Here is a 19,796-nt window from a genome sequence, read left to right on the forward strand (position 1 = left end):
TACTTATTTCCTGCAAAGGAATAAAAAAAATTTGTTTATCTCAAGCATTTTCCCGAATATTGCCGTCCATAAGGAGAGAAAATGAATAAATTTGAATTAACATCCGCTTATAAGCCGACCGGCGACCAACCGGAGGCCATTGCACAGCTCACTGACGGCGTGATTCAGGGAGTTCCTGCGCAAACATTACTTGGTGTCACCGGTTCGGGAAAGACATTCACCATAGCCAATGTAATTGCCAATATCAATAAACCAACGTTAATATTAAGCCATAATAAAACATTGGCGGCTCAGCTCTACAGTGAATTCAAGGGTTTCTTCCCCAATAATGCTGTAGAGTATTATGTTTCCTATTACGACTATTATCAGCCGGAAGCCTATCTTCCATCTTCCGATACATATATAGAGAAGGATCTTGCCATCAATGATGAAATCGACAAGCTACGGTTGGCTGCTACCTCTTCCCTGCTCTCAGGACGAAAAGATGTAGTGGTCGTCTCTTCCGTATCCTGCATATATGGTATGGGCAATCCATCGGATTTCTATAGTAATGTAATAGAAGTACAGCAAGGCAAAGCATTCAGCCGGAATGTATTCTTACGTCGCCTGGTGGACAGCCTTTACGTACGCAACGACATAGACTTGAATCGTGGAAATTTCCGCGTAAAAGGAGACACGGTAGATATTTATCTGGCATATGCCGATAATTTGCTGCGTATCATTTTCTGGGGAGACGAAGTGGACAGCATTGAGGAAGTGGACCCGATTAGTGGTGTGACCATTGCCCGCTTTGATGCTTACAAGATATATCCCGCTAATCTATTCATGACAACCAAAGAAGCTACACTACGGGCTATCCACGAAATAGAAGACGATCTGCACAAGCAAGTACAATGGTTTGAAAGCGAGGGACGTCCTTTTGAAGCAAAACGCCTTCAGGAACGAGTTACATATGACATGGAAATGATACGCGAATTGGGACACTGCTCAGGCATAGAAAACTATTCGCGCTATTTTGACGGCCGTGCTGCCGGCACTCGTCCTTATTGTCTGTTAGACTTCTTTCCGGAAGATTTTCTGATTGTTATAGATGAAAGTCATGTGAGTGTACCTCAGATACGTGCAATGTATGGTGGTGACCGCGCCCGTAAAATAAACCTTGTAGAATATGGTTTCCGACTGCCGGCTGCCATGGACAATCGTCCGTTGAAGTTCGAAGAATTCGAGGAAATGGCAAAACAAGTGATTTATGTCAGTGCAACGCCTGCGGATTATGAATTGATTCAGTCGGAAGGTATTGTCGTGGAACAGGTTATTCGTCCTACCGGGTTGTTGGATCCGATAATTGAAGTACGTCCCAGCCACAACCAGATAGACGATCTCATGGAAGAAATCCAGATACGCATAGAACGCAATGAACGTACGCTTGTTACCACGCTTACCAAACGCATGGCGGAAGAGTTGACGGAATTCCTTTTGAATAATAATGTAAAGTGCAACTATATCCATAGTGACGTAGATACACTGGAACGTGTGAGAATCATGAGTGACCTCCGTGAAGGATTGTATGATGTACTGGTCGGCGTCAATCTGTTACGTGAAGGATTGGACCTCCCGGAAGTATCGCTCGTCGCCATCCTCGATGCAGATAAAGAAGGTTTCCTACGTTCGCACCGTTCACTGACACAGACCGCCGGACGTGCAGCACGTAATGTAAATGGTATGGTTATCATGTATGCCGACCGCATGACCGACAGTATGCGGCTGACAATTGATGAAACTAACCGCCGCCGTGAAAAGCAATTAAAATACAATGAAGAAAATGGCATCACGCCTCAACAAATAAAAAAAGCAAAGAACCTCAATGTATTTGCCACGAATACTATAACAGAAGAAGGTCCTGCTGGAAAAGGAGCAACTCTTGCTCCCCGCCCCTACATCGAGCAAGAGAGTTCTGCCAGCATTGCTGCCGACCCAATTGTACAATATATGTCCCGTCCGCAGTTGGAAAAGAGTATCGAACGTACGAGAAAGCTCATGCAAGAAGCAGCCAAGAAACTCGACTTTATCGAAGCTGCACAGTATCGCGACGAGTTGCTGAAGATGGAGGATTTACTAAAAGAAAAGTAGGAATAAAATACTTTTTTCTTAAAATAAATAGAAGAACGGATTACTTCTACTAATAAGTGTTATAAAACATACTTTTTTCTTTGGATAATTTGCAAATATTCCAATAGTCCGTATCTTTGCAATGTGTTTTTCATAGTATTAGATTTAAGGTTAACAAAGGTTGGAGTACAGCGGTACTCCTTTTTTTTTATGCTCATACCTCTGCTAAAGCTACTCAGGCACTATATTGGATTTCAACATTACAATCTACTTATTCCGTTACTACGATAAACTAATATTATTCTTGCAAGAACAGAAATAGTTTACGCATAAAGCAGAATTAGTTCATTTCTGTACAAAGACGAAGTAATTCCGCCAACAGATATACTCATAGTTTCATGTTTTTTGCGTATGTTTGTAGCAAAGTTCAATCCCGCAAATCAACATGGAATTATTAGTATATAAAGCCTCAGCCGGCTCCGGAAAGACGTTCACCCTTGCCGTAGAATACATTAAACACCTGATTCTGAATCCAAGAGCTTACCGACAAATTCTTGCCGTAACCTTTACCAATAAGGCTACGGCAGAAATGAAGGAACGTATCTTGCAGCAACTTTACGGCATCTGGGTAAATGACCCGGCATCGGAACCCTATCTGAACCGTATCCGCGAAGACTTGCAGCGGAAAAATCTATCCGACTCCGACATCCGCCGGACGGCAGGAACGGCATTGCAATATATGCTGCATGACTATAGCCGTTTTCGCGTAGAAACCATTGACTCTTTTTTCCAGTCAGTGATGCGCAACCTGGCGCGGGAACTGGATTTAAGCCCCAACCTGAACATAGAACTGAACAATACCGAAGTATTGAGCGACGCCGTAGATAGTCTCATTGAGAAGCTGACACCTTCGTCTCCCGTACTGGCATGGTTATTGGACTACATCAACGAACGTATTGCTGATGACAAACGCTGGAATGTCTCTAATGAAATCAAACGGTTCGGATGGAATATCTTCGACGAAGGATACATAGAACGCGGCGAAGGACTGCGTCAACAACTGAAACACCCGGATACCATCAAGCTATACCGCAGCCTGTTGCGGGAAATGGAAACGGAAGCCCTAGAACAAATGAAAGGCTTCTACGAGCAATTCATAGGAGAACTGGAAGCCCACGCGCTGACCGCAGAAGACCTGAAAGGCGGAGCACGAGGAATAGGCAGCTATTTCCGCAAGTTGCGGGACGGACGATTATCAGACAAAGATGTACTGAATGCCACATTGAAAAATAGTCTGGACGACGCAAAGAACTGGGCAACCAAGACTTCAACGCGTAAAAACGACATCATTCATCTGGCCGAAACGAGTTTACTCCCCTTGCTGCAGGATGCGGAAACATTCAGGCCAAGGAACAATAAACAAGTAAACAGTTGCCGGTTGTCACTACAACACTTGAACAAATTGCAATTACTTGCACACATTGATGAGGAAGTGCGCGAGTTGAACCGGGAGCATAATCGTTTCCTGTTGTCAGATACCAACGCCCTACTCCATAACCTGGTGCGAGACGGAGATTCCTCATTTGTATTCGAAAAAATTGGAGCCAACATCCGGAATGTGATGATTGATGAATTTCAGGACACCAGTCGGATGCAATGGGATAATTTCAAAATCCTGTTACTGGAAGGTCTTTCGCAGGGAGCCGACAGTTTGATTGTAGGCGATGTAAAGCAATCCATCTATCGTTGGCGCAACGGAGACTGGAGAATATTAAACGGTCTGGGAAACTCCGCCAACTCTCAACTTAACAACTTCCCTGTGCGTGTGGAGACATTAAAAACCAATCGTCGGAGTGAAACCAATATCATCCGGTTCAACAATTTCCTGTTTGCTGCCGCAGTAGAATATTTAAATATGCTTCATCTGAAAGAGTTGCAGGAAGATTGCCAGCCATTGCAACGAGCTTATGCAGACGTTGCACAAGAATCACCGCGTACAGAAACCAAAGGCTATGTCAAAGTAGATTTCCTGGAACCGGATGAAGAGCATGACTATGTGGAACTGACGCTTATCGCATTGGGAGAGGAAGTAAAACGATTATTGGAAGCCGGTGTGAAGCTGAGTGACATCACCATTCTGGTACGTAAAAACAAGAATATCCCTCCCATTGCCGACTATTTCGACAAGACCATGCATTTGCCTATCGTTTCCGACGAAGCATTTCGCCTGGATGCCTCTCTAGCACTCTGCATGCTGATAGATGCCTTGCGTTATCTTTCAAATCCGGAAAACAAAGTGGCCCGAGCTTCACTGATTACTAATTACAAGCTGCAAATCAATAAAGAAGAAAACGGAAGCGCAAATCCCGATTGGGACGATTTGCTGACTGCCAAGCCACAGGACGTACTCCCGGAGAAGTTTGTTTCCTGCATGGAAACTCTCCGGTTAATGCCGCTATACGAATTACTGGAAGAGCTTTTCAGTCTGTTCGGAATGAACCGGATTGAAAAACAGGATGCTTACCTGTTCTCTTTCTTTGATGCTGTAACGGAATATCTGCAAAGCAATTCCTCAGATTTGGATACCTTCATCCGTTTCTGGGACGAGACATTGTGCAACAAAACCATTCCCAGTGGTGAGATGGATGGCATCCGTATTCTTTCTATCCATAAATCAAAAGGTTTAGAGTTTCACACCGTGCTTATTCCCTTCTGTGACTGGAAATTGGAGAACGAAACCAATAATCAGCTAATATGGTGCTCTCCCACCGAGACGCCATTCAGCGCACTCGACATCGTCCCGGTGAATTACTCATCTACTATGGCCGAATCCGTGTATCGACAGGATTATCAGGATGAGCGCCTGCAACTGTGGGTAGATAACCTGAACCTGCTTTACGTAGCATTTACCCGTGCCGGAAAGAATCTGATTCTCTGGAGTAAAAAAGGCCAGAAAGGAACCATGTCCGAGCTGCTCACCAATGCACTGCCGCAAGTGGCTGCCAAGGAAGGCAAAGAAGGCTGGGACGAAGAAGAACCTTATGAAAGCGGAGAACTCTGTCCATCTGTAGTAGAGCCCGCCACACGTGACTCTTCCCTCAACCGCCTCGCTCAAAAACCGGATAAGCTCCCCGTGCATATGGAAAGCATGAGGCACGATATTGAGTTCCGGCAATCGAACCGTTCTGCCGATTTCATTCAGGGAGTGGATGAAGAAGAGTCTGACAGCCGTTTCATAAACCGGGGACGATTATTACATACACTTTTCTCCGCCATCGAAACGGAAGAAGATATCGACAACGCCATTACACAACTCATATTCGAAGGTATCATCAGTAAACCGGAAACAGAAGAAGAAATACGGGAGCTGACTCACCGTGCCTTCTCCCTCCCCCAAGTACAGGACTGGTATTCGGGAACCTGGCAGTTATTCAACGAATGTGACATCATCTGGCAAGAGAATGGAGAGCTGCACACCCGCCGCCCCGACCGCGTAATGATGCGTGGTGACGAGATTGTCATCGTAGACTTCAAATTCGGAAAGCAGAATAAAAAATATAACAAGCAAGTGAAAGGATATATGCAATTGCTTGTCCGCATGGGGTATCCGAGAGAGAATATCAAAGGCTACCTGTGGTATGTGGAAGAAGATTTAATAGAGAATGTATAACCTCAGAACAGGATTAGAATAATTATCAAAACCCAAAGATCAAGATGCAAACCTTTCTTCAATTAGTTGCCCAAGACCTACACCAAAAGATAGGAAACGACTTGTCACGAGTGGCAATCGTCTTCCCCAACAAACGTGCCAGCCTGTTCTTCAATGAATATCTGGCCGCACAGAGCAACCGTCCCTTATGGTCGCCTGCATACGTCAGCATCAGCGAATTGTTCCGACAACTCTCTCCCTGGAAACTGGGTGACCCTATCCGCCTGGTATGCGAACTCTATAAAGTATTCCGTGAGGAAACCCGCAGCGAAGAGACACTGGATGATTTTTATTTCTGGGGAGAACTGCTCATCAGCGATTTTGATGATGTAGATAAGAATCTTGTAGACGCCGACCGTCTTTTCTCTAACCTGCAAGACCTAAAAAATATAATGGATGATTATGAGTTCCTCGACTCCGAACAAGAGGAAGCCATCCGCCAGTTCTTTCAGAATTTCTCCATCGAAAAGAGGACGCAACTCAAAGAGAAGTTCATTTCCCTATGGGACAAACTCGGCGACATTTATCACCATTACCACAACAATCTTACAGAACTCGGCATTGCTTACGAAGGTATGATGTATCGCCAGGTGATGGAAGAGCTACAACCGGACAAGCTGAAATATGACCATTATGTATTTGTCGGCTTCAATGTGCTGAATAAGGTGGAAACCAAATTCTTCGAACGCTTGCACGATGCAGGGAAAGCATTGTTCTACTGGGATTATGACATATTCTATACCCGGTTGCCCCGCGAGAAGACCCCACCCTATACCCACGAAGCGGGAGAGTTTATCCTCCGCAACATGAAGACCTTTCCCAATGAACTGCCCGAAACAGCATTCGATGTATTGAGAAATCCCAAGAAAGTACGCTTCATCTCTGCCCCTACAGAAAATGCACAGGCGCGTTATCTGCCGGAATGGGTTCGTTCCGTACTAAGAAATGATGAGACAGGAGTCCCTGTCAGGGAAAAAGAAAATGCCATAGTGCTTTGTAATGAGGCACTGTTATTGCCCGTGTTACATTCCATCCCGTCGGAAGTGAAGAATGTAAATATCACCATGGGATTTCCGCTGGCACAGACACCTGTATATAGTTTCATCACTGCATTGATAGAATTGCAAACCAGCGGATACCGAACAGATACCGGACGCTATCTATACGAAGCCGTACAAACCATACTGAAGCATCCATATACCCGGCAACTATCCGACTCCGCCGAAAATCTGGAAAAGCAATTGACGAAAGACAACCGTTTCTATCCCCTGCCTTCCGAACTGAAACAAGATGGTTTCCTGGAACAGGTATTTACCCCGCAAAGAGGTATCTCAGCTATTTGCCAGTACCTCACGGATATGTTGCGCGAAGTCTCTGTCCTCTATCGACAGGAAACAGAAACAAAAACAGATGATATCTTCAACCAGCTCTACCGGGAATCCTTATTTAAGAGCTATACACTCATCAACCGTTTGCTCAGCCTTATCAATAACGGAGAGTTGACGTTGCAGGTAGATACGTTGAAGCGTCTGTTATGTCGATTGCTCGCCACTTCGAATATCCCTTTCCACGGCGAACCAGCCATCGGCATGCAGGTTATGGGAGTATTGGAGACACGTAACCTCGATTTCCGCAACCTCATCATGCTTTCCCTCAACGAAGGCCAGTTGCCCAAAGGAGGCGGTGAATCTTCCTTCATCCCCTACAACCTACGGAAGGCTTTCGGCATGACCACCATCGAACATAAGAATGCTGTCTATGCATACTACTTCTACCGACTGATACAGCGTGCCGAAAACATCACCTTATTATATAACATTTCTTCAAACGGACTGAACCGTGGAGAGATGTCCCGTTTCATGTTGCAATTCCTCGTCGAATCACCACACGATATTTCGCGCGAATACCTCGAGGCCGGACAATCTCCCCAAAGCGGCAGAGAAATCTGCATTGAAAAAACACCGGAAATCATTGCCAGGATGTATAACAGATATGACGTCACCCGCCATCCGAAAGCTCTATTTTCTCCTTCGGCTCTCAATGCCTATCTCGACTGCCGGTTGAGGTTCTATTATCGCTATGTGGCCGGATTGAAAGCTCCTGATGAAGTAAGTGCAGAAATAGACTCCGCACTGTTCGGCACCATTTTCCATCGCTCGGCCGAACTGGTATATAAGGACCTGACCGCTAACGGAAAAGAAATACGCAAAGAAGATCTGGAACAACTATTGCGCAACGATGTCAAACTGCAAAATTATGTGGATACTGCATTCAAAGAAGAGTTCTTCCACATTAGTCCCACCGAAAAGCCGGAATATAACGGTACACAACTTATTAACGCCAAAGTTATTGCATCCTATCTCCGACAGTTGTTACGCAATGATTTACAATACGCCCCTTTCTTCATGGAAGGTATGGAAGAGCCGGTAAACGAAATCATGGAAATAGAAACCCTGCAAGGAAAGCTGACATTGAATATCGGCGGCACTATCGACCGCATGGACAGCAAAGGAGATACTCTGCGCATTGTAGATTACAAAACCGGTGGCACTCCGAAAACACCCGAAAACATTAAACAGTTGTTCACTCCTGCTGAAGGACGCCCGAATTACATTTTCCAGACTTTTCTGTATGCATCCATCATGTGCAGTCAGCAGTCATTGAAGGTTGCACCTTCCCTACTCTATATTCACCGTGCGGCATCAGAGACATACTCTCCCGTCATCGAAATGGGAGAACCACGTCAACCTAAGATACCAGTCAACAACTTTGCCTTCTACGAAGATGAGTTCCGCGAACGTCTGAAAAATCTTCTGCAAGAAATATACAATCCAGAGGAACCTTTCACCCAAACAGAAGATACCAAGAAGTGTGAATTCTGCGATTTCAAGGACCTCTGCAAGCGATAATAAAAACAGACCGTCTGTTTAGAGTAAACAGACGGTCTATATAACTCGAACAGATCGTCTATTTCACCTCAACAGACGGTCTGTTTTTATTGAATACAATTACTTTTTCAACGGGACTGAGAAGCTGAATATGGAACCTTCACCTTTCTTGGAACTAAACCACAGTGTACCACCATTCTTCACCACGAAGTCCTGACATAAGAGCAATCCCAAACCGGAACCTTCCTCATTGTTCGTACCGAATGTACTGAAATGGGTATCCGTATGCAACAGTTTCTTTTGTCCTTCTTCATCAATACCGCAACCATGATCTTGCACACTGACTACTACCATACCCTCTTTTTCTTCCAGTTTCACCAGTACTTCAGAACCTTCGTTGCTGAACTTAATGGCATTGCTTATCAAATTGCGCACCACCGTCTTCAACATATCGATGTCCGCATAGACAGCCAGTTTTTCAGGCTTCACTTCGCGAATCGTAATCTTTTTCAGGCCGGCTACCATGTTGAAGATATCAATTACGCCATCTACCACTTCCACCACATCGATATCCTGATATACCACATTCAACTTGCCAATCTGGCTCTTTGTCCACTTCAGCAGATTGTCCAGCAGAGAGAATACATCTTCCGTCGTTTGGTTGGCCATCGTCAAAAGTTCATACATCTCAGCACCGATCTTTTCTGATGGTAGGTTCAGTATCAACATGTTCAGCACCATCTTGATGGAGCCCATAGGCGAACGCAAATCATGAGCAATCACCGAATAGAGCTTGTCACGTCCGGCAATGGTACGCTGCAATTCTTCAGTCTTGTTCAGAATGATACGCTTGGCAGCTACCAAAGAAATCTGGTGGGTAACACGGATAATCAGTTCTTCTTTATTGAAAGGTTTGGAGATAAAGTCATTTGCCCCCACCTGAAAACCTTTTACAATATCCGTCGTACTGTTCAGTGCAGTCAGAAAGATAATAGGAATTTCCGCCGTTTTTGGGTTAGCTTTCAAATGCTGTGCCACCTCAAAACCACTCATATCCGGCATCATCACGTCCAGCAACACCAAATCCGGGTTCTCCTTATCTACCTGCTCCAATGCTTGCCGTCCGTTACTTGCCGTAGCGATCGCAAATTTTTCATTTGTCAAGAGTACCTTCAACAATAATACGTTGGACATCACATCGTCAACGATGAGAATTTTGTACTCAGAAGGGTTTATTTCCATATTCATCTTATACTATATTGTTTTCCCGTTTATCTACTTAATCTATATAACGATAATCTCTAAAATATTCAACTATCCGGTGTAAACCGTCTTCCAGTTCAATAGTTGGCTGCCAATTTAGCTTTTTCTTTGCCAACGTAATATCCGGCTGCCGTTGTTTAGGGTCATCATGCGGAAGTGGTTTGAATACCAACTTCGACTTAGAGCCCGTCAACTGAATCACTTTTTCTGCCAACTCAAGGATGGAAAATTCATTTGGATTTCCAAGGTTCACCGGACCGATAAATTCGTCTTCCGTATTCATCATCCGCACCATACCTTCTATCAAATCATCAATATACTGAAAGCTGCGCGTCTGATCTCCGGTTCCATAGATTGTTATATCACGGTTCTTCAATGCCTGAACAACAAAATTAGAAACCACTCTTCCATCATTCGGCAACATTCGCGAACCATAGGTGTTAAAGATACGAATAATTTTAATTCGAATGTTATTTTGCCGATGATAATCCATAAACAAAGTTTCTGCACAACGCTTCCCTTCATCATAACAAGACCGGGGGCCGATTGGATTTACATTCCCCCAATAACTTTCTACCTGAGGATGCACTACCGGATCTCCGTATATCTCACTTGTCGAGGCTTGCAAAATCTTAGCATTTGTTTTCTTAGCCAATCCTAACATATTAATAGCTCCCAATACGGAAGTCTTAATCGTTTTGATTGCATCATATTGGTAATGTATAGGTGATGCAGGACAAGCCAAATTATAAATCTCATCAAGCGATTCAGCATGATAGGGGAACTCCACATCATGATTTACAAACTCAAAATGAGCATTGCCTTTCAGATGTTCTATGTTCGCCTCTGCACCGGTAAATAGATTGTCCAGGCAAATAACATGATGCCCTTCGTTAACCAACCGTGTGCATAGGTGTGACCCTATAAAACCGGCACCTCCGCTTACCAATATATTTTTCATGTAAGTATTTTATAATGTCCAAAGACTTAAGAAACCTGTTCATTTGTTTATGTTGGCAAAAGTAGGAGATTTGGTTAACTTATGCAAGTTTGTAACAAGATATTTCACTTGTTAACGAGAACAAATGAATATAATAGAAATAAAAACGCCTCAAATGGTCTTTTTATTCTTCCGGAACCGGTGTTTCAATCGGATTTGGGATACTAAAATTCTTATCCGAAAATAAATCTGCCAAACCGGAAATCTGCTTCAGGCGAAGTAGTTCGTCCTTGTCCATGCCAATATTTTTCATTATCCACTGGTCAGACATCCCCGCTTTATCCAACTCAGCCACAATGTGGCACATCAACTCAATATTATGCGAACCTCGTGCACGGTTATGTCGGATGGTGGATGCCATGCGGTTGGACAATTCCTTATCGATCACCACAACAGGCAACAGACCGTTTTCCCGTTGATAGATACGCTTGGAACTTCTCAATACACTATAGCGATGATAGCCGTCCACCAGTATATAGCGGTCCGTTTCATTATCATAATAGCATACGCAAGGCATCGTAAAGCCGTCCTCCCAAATAGAAAGTTCCAGTAGTTTCATCTCTGGTGGCGCCACAATGTTGGGATTATAATCATTCGCCACGATTTTCTCCACCGGCACAGCCTTCACAGCATATACCGGACTTAAATCTACACTCATAACATCATATTTTTGAATTGTTCCATTATTTTATCTCTCTTATAGGCTTCTTCCTTATTCAGGGCAAAGCCCATGTATTTACAGGCATGATCGTTCTTCAAGATACACACACACATTCTCTTGTAAGTTGGAATCTCACGGAATTCAGAGATTTCAATGTCATCCAGATAATCCATTTTTACCGGTTTCTTATGCGTTTTGTAATTGGTAGTGTTCACCACTTCCAATGACACACCGGCTTTTAAGAGTTTCTGAATTGTCTCCTCACTAAGACAACCACCTTTAGTACGCCAGAATTCAATGCTAACAGTTAGTTTTTTCAGGTAATTACGTCGGGTGTCTTCTGGCAACGTAGATAGCAGGAATTGCATAAACTCCTTCCAAGTATAGCCTTTCGGTAAACGAACACTCTGCCACCCCATGGCATGCGTTCCGCCATAGATGCCGGTAAAGTTCACTCCGTTGACGCGCCCCACCATTTTACCCCAAGTTGAGGGATCGATCACTTTATAAAGACGGAGGCTCTCTTGAGCTTCACAAAGAAAAGGACTTGCCACACGCTGACGTTCAATGTTTACACCGGCTTTATAGTATAAATCATATAAATGATTATAATCCCAACCGAACTTTCCATTGGCTGTCCAAATATCCGTTGTTTTCCAGTCATAAATAGGATAAGCATTGAAGATATCATTCCCGATTTTAGAAGTCCACCGATAATTATGGTACATCTGATATTTCCGGGCAAGGTGGATACTACGCCAGCGGTTAAAACTCTCTTGCGTACGAATACCTATAAGAAAACAGGAACGGACTGCATCTTTCTTCTGATGCAGCCACTTGGCAAAATGCATCTGGAATTCATAATCCCACATTGCATCGGTATAGAAAGGAAAGTCATCTACAGTCATGCACCCCGCCGACATTTTCCGCACCCATATGTCTCTCATTTCCGGATCCCAAGGACGCCAATAACTCTGATGCATGGATGTGCACGTAGTTACTTTAAAAGGGACACATACTCGATACACATCTACTATATCCTTATTAGCTTCCAAAATACGGTCCACATAGTCAATAGTCATGCTATATTGAATTTCATAATCCATATGGTAGACACAGAGTTTCCGTTTCAAATTATTGCGCCGGATATAATCGATACACAAGTTCAGCAATACACCACTATCTTTTCCGCCTGAAAAAGAGACGCAAATATTATCAAACTCTTTGAAAATAATATCCAAGCGTTCTTCTGCTAACTCATATACATTCTTCTGAGGTTCTGCCATTTCTACTTCTCCTTATTCATTTTCACATAGCGCCGCCATGTCTTCTCTACAGAAAACCCCAGCTCCTGAAATGTAGTTTGATGTTCGATAAACGTAACTGAACTTAATTGTTTGTCTTCATCTATGCTGGCAATAACCTTCTCTAAAAGAGTTTTCAACACCTCAGCATTATTCTCCTTTATATAGTAGTTATTAATAACTACCTCCCGCTTCCTATATTCCAACGGAAGAAAACCTACCACATCTTTCCCATCTACTGCAACAAACCATACAAAACTTTCCGACGTACGAAAAGGATAATTATAGTTCTGTTTCAATACTTCAGGATTCATAACCAAGGGAGCAACAAGTTGGTATAACCGTTTCTCCGTACCTTTTAATTCTACTATTTGTGTCATAGCCGATTATTATTTATTATGGTTTGAGTTCATATTCCCAAATAAAATAGTGCAGACAAAAGTAAATAAAAAAAGAATATGGACAACTACTATTGAAATAAAAAATAGATAAAATTATAAATAGAAAACTATCGTTCTCTTAAACTACAGTATAGATTCCTAAATATGGTTACTATAACATTGTCGAAAAATCCTATAAAAGCGTAGTCTGATAATAGCGCATCTATAATCATTGCGTCAAGCTTAGCCTAAAAATGTAACAGATGGTTATAGTAACTAATTTTCGATTATCTGCAGAAACATACACTGATAAAATAGTTTTGTTATAACCCGTTGGCATAATTAATGTTTTCTTCCTCGTGTCTGTAAGGACTCAAGACCGGGTTCTATCCACACCTGCCCCGTATCTGGTCCGTACCTGCTCCGTAGCAAATTCGGTTTGAGGTACCTTTAACCGAATTTGCTACGGAGCAGATACGGACCAGATATCTATTTGATATATTCCTGACTAAAGCCACGCCAACAGCTAATTCCGCCAACAGGTTGTTATACTCTTTTTGTTCTGTTTTTCCTGTCTCTCCCCACCCGAACAATATCAAAACCGTATTAGCTCCGTATCCTTACGCTTGGACTTGGTACGGTGAGGGGCATGGGATTACTCTATTAGTTACTCCAACAAGCCATAACCTCCCAATTGTAAAAGGGAAATCAACCCAATGGAAAACTTAATAAATATTGTAATCAATACAAAATTGGATAAAAATCATAAAAATGTGCCCCTTAGGATAATTTCTCTTAGAAAATATGACAATAACTAAAAACTTTCTTAAGCAACTAATGTTGTAATGATTCCAACTAGACGTACGTAAACTATTGGTTATGGAAAAATTTATAAACATCTATTTTTTGAAGATATGAAAATTAAACAGTTATTATTAGCAGGAGTTGCAAGCATGACATTATTCTCTTGCAGCGATAAAGAAGATATTTCCGTTTCACAGGACGAAATAAAATCTCTTTCAGTATCCTTGGGTGGAGTTGAGACAAGAGCTTCTACTCCATCGGACATCATCACATCAGACATTAAGAATGTGAGTAGTGTATTAATCAACCTAACCGACATCAATGGAAAAATAATAACTTCCAAATCAGTTACCAAAGATGAAGTTATGGACTCTGAATGGAATAAACTTACTGATCCGGCAAAAGGATTGAAATTTATAAATATACCTCGGGCAGTTTCTAAAGTATATATTTACGGAAATCCGGGAAACGCAGTAAACAACAATGTAATCAACACCAAACTCGCAGACCAACAAGGCAGTGGAGTACTTTATTACGGTATGGATGACGATTTGACGCCTATACAAAACGAACCGATTAACCCAACCCCGACATCCGGGAAAACATATACGGCGGTAGTAACTATAGCTCCTATCGTGGCCCGTCTGCAAATCACGAAAATCTCATTCAAAAATGCAGGTAATTTCGATTTTACCCGAAATATTGATGGAGTGGACAAAAAAGCAACTATTAGTTGGACGGGATTCACCGGAAATGTAAAAGGTCTATATATGAACAACTTCTATAATGACTACAAGCATCCGGGAACAATGGAAAACCTGTTCCTTAATCCTACATTTGACGGACATATCCAGAATGGCATGTGGACTTTTGGTACTAACCCGGTAATAGATGCAGCTTCATTTGCAAGTTACTCCATCTATAATGCAGATGGTACATATGGTAATCTGCCACTAAACTTAGCAGGTAAATGTTATGCTTTCAACTTCTTCCCCGGTACAGTAATACCACAGTTGCATCTGGATCTTGCCGATTTGCAAATTACAGATCTTAAATCAAGCAACACAGAGGTATTTAACCCCGAATTAGCAAACAGTGCCCGTTTTGCCAATATAGTAAAATATTATAAAGATATTAATACAGAGATGACAGCAGCTGATTTCAAGCCAGGTACACTTTATAATATGGAAATAGAGCTAATTCCAATGCTGGACAACGACTTGGGAAATGTGCAATACAATGTGCTCGTAAAAGTCACTATCGCTCCGTGGAATGAAGAAACAATCACTCCGGGATTTGATCTGGAACAATAAGTTTCGGCAATAATCAAAACAATGGATATGAAAAAGGCAATAATTCTATACATCCTGTTACTGGTAACAGTGACAGGGTGTATTAAAGAAAATCTGGATGATTGTGAGACAACTTTGTACTTCAGCTACCTGGGCGACGAGACAAAGGAAATCTTTCCTCAGAAAATAGAAAAGGTAGATATGTATATATACAATCAAAACAATGTGTGTGTGCAGAAAGCAGTTCTCAACCGGAAAGAACTCGACCGCCAACGCGGAACTACCTTGAATTTGCCAAGCGGTCAATATCATGTAGTGTGCTGGGGGAATTCCCTCAATGATACAAGAATAAATGAAGGGTCTTCTCTGAAAAACAATATAGTCGGAGCCCCCCATTATTTTACGAAAGAACTGATAACGACTAATGACAGTCTCTATTTTGGAGAAAGAGAGATTACAATCACCAATGAAAGCTATAGAACTGACACCGTTCATTTCAGCAGTGCGCATATAAAAATGCGGATAGAGCTGGAAGGATTGGACGCAGTTAACAATACGCGCGCAGCAGTTTCACCCATCAGTATAGAGGTGGGAAATCTGAGCTCAACCGTAGACTTTACCAAAACGTTTTCGAATGAGCGCATCTCATATTTCCCGTTAGTCAACTTTGATTCCGGCATACAAAAGTTTGGAGCAAAGTTCAACGTGCTACGATTTAATAATGATAATGAAGTATATCTGCGATTGCATGACAATCTGGCAAATAAGGAGCTATACACCATGCAACTGAAGGACTTCATGAAAGAAAATAACATTGCTGTGGACGGCATTAACGAAGCAACGATAGGTATCCGTATTCGTTTTAATGGAACTGCCATCACAGTGAAACCCTGGGACGAAGAAGTGATCAGACCGGGGCTATAACCCCTAATGTATTATGAAGCTAAATATAAAATATCGGTTCTATTGTTTACAATTATTTGTCGCGTCATTCTTGCTGTATTCTTGTAGTGAAAACGAGACACCGATATCAGAAACAACCAACGACCAAGCCCGGTTAAGTTTTCTAATCAAAACAGCCTCGGCAGACAAGGTCCTGGTAACCGGAGATGAAGGTAGTTTTTCCAGTCTGGCGCTTTATATATTCAATAAAGAGAGCCAGCAGCGTGAATATTCGGAACTTATTCCGGAGTTCACTCCGCAGAAGCTGCAAGAGTATTCACGTTCTGTCAACGTGTCTCCGCAGACCAAAATAATTTATGCGATTGCCAATTACAATGATCCGGACAAGGTGTTTTCTACTCCTGTCACTACCGATCTTACTTTGCAGCAACTCGAAAATCTGACTGCCACCAGCAATACTTTGACCGACAGCAACCTTTTGATGATTGGAAAAAAGGAAGTCCAAGTTAATAGTGCAAATGTCGTTGCAGAAGTTCCTCTGGAACGGCTGGTTGCACGAGTAGATATTTATATGTTCAAGAATCAGGAATTGGCAAGTTCAAATGTAGTCGTAACCTCCATCAAGTTGATAAATCAGGTACTTAATACTAATTGTGTGCTGGAAGACGTATCAATGCCTGCACCTATAACCCTGAGAAATGCCAATCATTTAATTCTAGGAGGAGATGGTTTGCAACTCATGCCATCCGATTTATCTGGAATAACCCCGGATAAGGCGCACGCTTCATTCTATACTTACCGGAATATGGCTCCTAACGGTAAAGAGGATGCCAGTGCTCCTTATCTTCTGATAACAGCTTCATTAGATGGGACAAATCGCACATATAAGGGTTATCTGACGGATCAGGGACAAACCATCAACAAGTATAGCTTATTGCATAACACAGTATATCGCGTCATAGCTATGCTCGATCATCCGGATAATTACTTGACTATAAAGACAACCCCTTATCCATGGGAAGTTGCCTATTCAGAAATCGGACAAGCGGTGACAGATGGTGACTATCAGCTGCAACCTTATAATGGAAGCGACACAGGAGCTACCACAGGCATTGTACAGTTTCCATATATAAAGAATGGAGAAGCTCGAGATGAAACTTCATATGCCAGCTACAACTTTAGCCTGACAGCCCCCGCCGGTGCCGTATGGACAGCCACACTAACCAATGGCCTCGACTTCACTTTCGGATCAAATGGCTCCGTTGATGGAACACAGACTGTTTCAAAAGGAATAGCCCGTAAAGAACCCTATGAAATAAAGATCGGGGCAACCAAACCTTGGAGTGGTACTTCCAAAAGCACCTATTTCTATATTACAGTGGGAGGCGTCAAACTAAAGATTAACCCGAAACAAAGTAACGATGCCCGTCAGTTTCCGGGTGATAACGACACGGACATCTTAATCCGTCAAACTGAATATAAATAGAATGAATTATGAAACGAAATAGACTATACATCATCCCGTTGATATTCTCATTGTTCTGGGGATTCATCTCATGTGAGAATGACTCTCTGATAGAGCCAACGAATACAAAACCAGCAAACGGAATCATCTTAAAACTCTCTATGCCGCGTCCGGCAACCTCACGCGCCGTGGAGGAGCCCGGAGAAGATGCACTCAATGAAAATACGATAAAGACACTGGATGTTTTTATTTATCAGGAAGGGGCAGACGAGTGTTTGTTCTACCAGCATTTCGCACTATCACCGGAGCTGACCGGAACCGGCGAACATTTGGAAAAACTGAGTGTGGCGCAAGAAAAGTTCGGCTTGAATATTAATCATACCGTTTATGTCGTAGCCAATAACACTACCACAATTCCATCCGATGGTTTATCACTCACAGCCTTGAAAACACTTGCCGCTCCTACCCTGGATACAGACAAGAAACAAGACACTTTCATTATGGATGGAAAGCAGACCATGGTGTTGAATGATGGGATAGTTGTCAACAAAGAGATTCCCGTTATACTCAGACGTGCTGCCGCTAAAATAAGAGTTAGCCTGAACTATGTGAACGGGTATTCACCGATGGATGGTAACATGCCCTCCAAAAAGATAGTGAATTATGCCGCTGATGGTTCGTCTATTGCAGATGGAAATGTCAGTACTGCTACACTACAGAGCATGAGTAGATTTACGGAGCAGAATACAGGTGCAGGTTATAACAACCAATTCATCCTTTATTCGTATGCCAATGACTGGACGAAGGATACGAACAAAGAAACATATGTGCTCATCAATGTACCGATAAAGGATGCAGGTAACAATACCCACACCCAGAACTATTACAGAATTCCCGTGAACTATCGCCTACCGGACGGAAGTACAGACCAGGCAGAGAGTATTTATAAGCTGGAACGTAACCATCTGTACGATATTCGTGTGAATATAGATCAAAAAGGAGATACCGATCCACATTCCGCAGTTACGCTGGATGCAGGTTATACCATACAAGATTGGACTACTCATGAAGTATTGGTCTCTGTGGAGGGAATAAACTTTATCTACGTAAGAGATACTAAAATTTCCATGCCCAACAGTACTCAGTTTACGACTACATTCCAGTCGTCCACACCGGATGTGGAAATCAGAAATATTACTGTAAACGGAGTATCGGTCGGCAATGGTGGCAAAGAAATAAATATCGTAGCTACCCCGAATGCCAAGTCGGGAACGATTACCATCACAAGCCCCCTCCCGGAAAACTTCTTAGCCAAAGAAGTCACTTTCCTGGTGCAGAATAGTACTAATCGCACTCAGACAGTCACCGTATCCCAATACCCGGCTTTGTATATCGGATCTGATATTTCTGCCGACGCCCCCGGCGGAAGCCAGGGACAGGATAATACGAAAATGTATATCATGAGCTCGTTTGTTGCCGACTTCTCCACGCTTCCCAATCCGGATGAGTTTGATGAAGACTTCGGCACCGGATACTCCCACTATGCCGCCAATCCTGTGTTAGGTGCATCCTATGCTGGCTATATACGCGATAATGCCGTGCTTGGCTATCCACTGGTAGATGGTGAGCATGCCACCATAGATACGGAAGAAAACAACCGGAGAGTATCCCCCAGTTTCATGCTTGCTTCGCAACATGGAACGACAACAGCAGGTTCCTACTCAGCATCAAGAATCAAATGCCGGGATTATGTAGAACGTGATGCCACCACCGGGGAAACCTATTCCGACTGGCGAATGCCTACACAGGCAGAACTTTATATGATAGACATTTTGCAGAATATTAAGGTATGTGAAGTGAAGGGAATTCTTGAAGGAAACTACTACTGGAGTTCAAACGCCAACGGTGCCATCAACTTCATGGACCCACGTGTGGGACAAGGCGGTAAGTTTAGTCCCATAAATGCATCCGTGCGATGTGTTCGTGACGTCCGGTAACAATTATAGATAGATTAAAAA

Annotated in this window: 12 protein-coding genes; 7 read left to right on the top strand and 5 right to left on the bottom strand. The window is 42.8% G+C overall.

Annotation, left to right across the window (positions count from 1 at the left end):
- Positions 1 to 81 precede the first annotated feature (81 nt).
- The 3 genes from uvrB to HMPREF9447_RS02495 all read left to right on the top strand — a co-directional run bounded on the left by uvrB (position 82) and on the right by HMPREF9447_RS02495 (position 8,727).
- Complete coding sequence (gene uvrB, locus HMPREF9447_RS02485; protein ID WP_009127756.1) at positions 82 to 2,130, top strand: excinuclease ABC subunit UvrB; 2,049 nt, start codon at positions 82 to 84, stop codon at positions 2,128 to 2,130.
- A gap of 424 nt (positions 2,131 to 2,554) precedes the next feature.
- Positions 2,555 to 5,779, top strand: coding sequence for a UvrD-helicase domain-containing protein (locus HMPREF9447_RS02490; protein ID WP_009127757.1), 3,225 nt, complete (start codon positions 2,555 to 2,557; stop codon positions 5,777 to 5,779).
- A 44-nt stretch (positions 5,780 to 5,823) separates the two neighbouring features.
- Complete coding sequence (locus tag HMPREF9447_RS02495) at positions 5,824 to 8,727, top strand: PD-(D/E)XK nuclease family protein (protein WP_009127758.1); 2,904 nt, start codon at positions 5,824 to 5,826, stop codon at positions 8,725 to 8,727.
- Positions 8,728 to 8,826: 99 nt separating this feature from the next.
- Here HMPREF9447_RS02495 and HMPREF9447_RS02500 read toward each other — a convergent pair whose 3' ends face one another.
- From HMPREF9447_RS02500 to HMPREF9447_RS02520, 5 genes are all read right to left on the bottom strand, one after another.
- A complete protein-coding gene (locus HMPREF9447_RS02500; RefSeq protein ID WP_009127759.1) occupies positions 8,827 to 9,954 on the bottom strand; it encodes an ATP-binding response regulator in 1,128 nt (375 codons plus the stop codon).
- A gap of 31 nt (positions 9,955 to 9,985) precedes the next feature.
- Complete coding sequence (locus tag HMPREF9447_RS02505; protein WP_009127760.1) at positions 9,986 to 10,930, bottom strand: UDP-glucuronic acid decarboxylase family protein; 945 nt, start codon at positions 10,928 to 10,930, stop codon at positions 9,986 to 9,988.
- A 163-nt stretch (positions 10,931 to 11,093) separates the two neighbouring features.
- Positions 11,094 to 11,627: an IbrB-like domain-containing protein gene (locus HMPREF9447_RS02510; RefSeq protein ID WP_009127763.1), complete on the bottom strand. Its 534-nt coding sequence runs from the start codon at positions 11,625 to 11,627 to the stop codon at positions 11,094 to 11,096.
- Entirely contained in the window at positions 11,624 to 12,916 is a 1,293-nt protein-coding gene (locus tag HMPREF9447_RS02515) for a DUF3440 domain-containing protein (RefSeq protein ID WP_009127765.1), read from the bottom strand. The genes HMPREF9447_RS02510 and HMPREF9447_RS02515 overlap by 4 nt, the downstream gene beginning before the upstream one ends.
- A gap of 2 nt (positions 12,917 to 12,918) precedes the next feature.
- Positions 12,919 to 13,314 carry a hypothetical protein gene (locus HMPREF9447_RS02520; protein ID WP_009127767.1) on the bottom strand — a complete coding sequence of 132 codons (396 nt, stop codon included), beginning with the start codon at positions 13,312 to 13,314 and terminating at the stop codon, positions 12,919 to 12,921.
- Between the two features lie 914 nt (positions 13,315 to 14,228).
- Here HMPREF9447_RS02520 and HMPREF9447_RS02525 point away from each other — a divergent pair.
- From HMPREF9447_RS02525 to fimD, 4 genes are read left to right on the top strand one after another with little or no spacing between them, the layout of a single operon-like run.
- Complete coding sequence (locus HMPREF9447_RS02525) at positions 14,229 to 15,431, top strand: hypothetical protein (RefSeq protein WP_009127768.1); 1,203 nt, start codon at positions 14,229 to 14,231, stop codon at positions 15,429 to 15,431.
- A gap of 27 nt (positions 15,432 to 15,458) precedes the next feature.
- Positions 15,459 to 16,334 carry a FimB/Mfa2 family fimbrial subunit gene (locus HMPREF9447_RS02530; RefSeq protein WP_044137650.1) on the top strand — a complete coding sequence of 292 codons (876 nt, stop codon included), beginning with the start codon at positions 15,459 to 15,461 and terminating at the stop codon, positions 16,332 to 16,334.
- Between the two features lie 13 nt (positions 16,335 to 16,347).
- Positions 16,348 to 17,799: a DUF4906 domain-containing protein gene (locus HMPREF9447_RS02535; RefSeq protein ID WP_009127773.1), complete on the top strand. Its 1,452-nt coding sequence runs from the start codon at positions 16,348 to 16,350 to the stop codon at positions 17,797 to 17,799.
- An 8-nt stretch (positions 17,800 to 17,807) separates the two neighbouring features.
- Positions 17,808 to 19,775, top strand: a complete 1,968-nt coding sequence (fimD, locus tag HMPREF9447_RS02540; protein ID WP_009127775.1) for a fimbrial tip adhesin FimD — start codon at positions 17,808 to 17,810, stop codon at positions 19,773 to 19,775.
- The last annotated feature ends 21 nt before the right edge of the window (positions 19,776 to 19,796 follow it).

This window comes from Bacteroides oleiciplenus YIT 12058 (assembly GCF_000315485.1).
Lineage (GTDB): Bacteria > Bacteroidota > Bacteroidia > Bacteroidales > Bacteroidaceae > Bacteroides > Bacteroides oleiciplenus.

Excerpts from the sequence above, each read along its gene's own strand:
- fimD (WP_009127775.1), top strand. The coding sequence starts at position 17,808 with ATGAAACGAAATAGACTATACATCATCCCGTTGATATTCTCATTGTTC.
- HMPREF9447_RS02520 (WP_009127767.1), bottom strand. The coding sequence starts at position 13,314 with ATGACACAAATAGTAGAATTAAAAGGTACGGAGAAACGGTTATACCAA.
- uvrB (WP_009127756.1), top strand. The coding sequence starts at position 82 with ATGAATAAATTTGAATTAACATCCGCTTATAAGCCGACCGGCGACCAA.
- HMPREF9447_RS02515 (WP_009127765.1), bottom strand. The coding sequence starts at position 12,916 with ATGGCAGAACCTCAGAAGAATGTATATGAGTTAGCAGAAGAACGCTTG.
- HMPREF9447_RS02490 (WP_009127757.1), top strand. The coding sequence starts at position 2,555 with ATGGAATTATTAGTATATAAAGCCTCAGCCGGCTCCGGAAAGACGTTC.
- HMPREF9447_RS02525 (WP_009127768.1), top strand. The coding sequence starts at position 14,229 with ATGAAAATTAAACAGTTATTATTAGCAGGAGTTGCAAGCATGACATTA.
- HMPREF9447_RS02535 (WP_009127773.1), top strand. The coding sequence starts at position 16,348 with ATGAAGCTAAATATAAAATATCGGTTCTATTGTTTACAATTATTTGTC.
- HMPREF9447_RS02510 (WP_009127763.1), bottom strand. The coding sequence starts at position 11,627 with ATGAGTGTAGATTTAAGTCCGGTATATGCTGTGAAGGCTGTGCCGGTG.
- HMPREF9447_RS02500 (WP_009127759.1), bottom strand. The coding sequence starts at position 9,954 with ATGAATATGGAAATAAACCCTTCTGAGTACAAAATTCTCATCGTTGAC.
- HMPREF9447_RS02530 (WP_044137650.1), top strand. The coding sequence starts at position 15,459 with ATGAAAAAGGCAATAATTCTATACATCCTGTTACTGGTAACAGTGACA.
- HMPREF9447_RS02505 (WP_009127760.1), bottom strand. The coding sequence starts at position 10,930 with ATGAAAAATATATTGGTAAGCGGAGGTGCCGGTTTTATAGGGTCACAC.
- HMPREF9447_RS02495 (WP_009127758.1), top strand. The coding sequence starts at position 5,824 with ATGCAAACCTTTCTTCAATTAGTTGCCCAAGACCTACACCAAAAGATA.